This is a genomic window from Streptomyces sp. NPDC059696 (genome assembly GCF_042733745.1).
In the GTDB taxonomy this organism is placed as follows: Bacteria; Actinomycetota; Actinomycetes; order Streptomycetales; family Streptomycetaceae; genus Streptomyces.
In genome coordinates, this window is sequence record NZ_JBHWFG010000118.1 from 1 (window position 1) to 1,268 (window position 1,268).

1 protein-coding gene is annotated in these 1,268 nt (G+C 60.6%); it reads right to left on the minus strand.

Going from position 1 to position 1,268, the window contains the following annotated elements; all coding sequences use genetic code 11:
* The coding region (locus ACFV20_RS37000) for a TerC family protein (protein WP_385665531.1) at nt 1–1,122 on the minus strand (1,122 nt) is incomplete at its 3' end.
* Between the last annotated feature and the right edge of the window lie 146 nt (nt 1,123–1,268).

The following is a 1,268-nucleotide window of genomic DNA, read 5'->3' on the forward strand; positions in this document are numbered from 1 at the left end:
GTCCTTGACCTTGTCCCTGTACTTCTTGTCCATCTGCAGAATCTGCTTCTCTTCGTCGCAGAGTGCCCGGTAGATGCGCTCCCGCTCGGCCTCATCCGAGGTGTAGGAGAGGTCCAGGTAGGCGTTGGCGTGGCGGCGGGCGTTGTTCACGGCGGTCTGGGCCTTGCCTGCCGGGCTGACCAGCGACGCAATGACGGTGATGAGCAGGACGCCGATGATGACGCTGAGTGACAGGCCTGTACTGACTTCGACCACTTCCACATGCTCGCCGTTATTGATGAACGGCAGGGTGTTCTCATGCAGGGCATGCAGCACAAGCTTCACGCCAATGAAGGCGAGGATGGCGGCCAGGCCGTAGGAAAGGTAGATCAGGCGGTCCAGCAGTCCGTCGATCAGGAAGTAGAGCTGGCGCAGGCCCATCAGGGAGAACGCCGTGGCCGTGAAGACAATGAAGGTATTCTGCGTCAGGCCGAAGATGGCGGGGATCGAGTCCAGGGCGAAGAGGATGTCGGTTCCGCCGATTGCCACCATGACCAGCAGCATCGGGGTGAGGACCTTCTTGCCGTTTTCGACGGTCATCAGCTTGTCGCCGTCGTAGTGGTCCGTGGTGGGCAGGACGCGCTTGGCAATGCGGATGATGAAGTTGTTTGCCTCATCCTTCTCGCTGTCCTCGGGCTTGAGCAGGTTGCCGGCGGTGAGCAGCAGGATCAGTCCGAACAGGTAGAAGATCCAGGAGAAGGAGTTGATCAGCGCTGCGCCCAGGAAGATAAACCCGGTTCGCGCAATCAGCGCGAAGACAATGCCGAAAAGCAGGACCTTTTGCTGGTCCTCGCGGGGCACCCGGAAGGACGCCATGATGATCAGGAAGACAAACAGGTTGTCTACGGAGAGGGCTTTCTCCGTGATGTACCCGGCGAAGTACTCGCCGCCCATGGTGACGCCGCCGAAGACGAGCACCAGGATGCCGAAGATGACGGCCAGGCCCACGTAGATGGAGGACCAAATGGCCGCTTCCTTCAGGGTTGGTATGTGGGCCTTGCGGATGTGGAAGAAGTAGTCGAAGGCCAGCAGGCCGAGGATGACGACGATCGTCACGCCCCAGATCAGGGGGGAAACAGTCATGGAGTCTCTGCTTTCGTAGGGTACGCCAAAGGACCGCAAGTCTCTCCGGCAGCCATTGGCTGCCCGCTGGCCCCGGCCGGGCGTCGGTGCCCTACGTGTTGACGAGGTTCAGCGTGGGTGGATACTCCCCTACGAACCGTCCACTC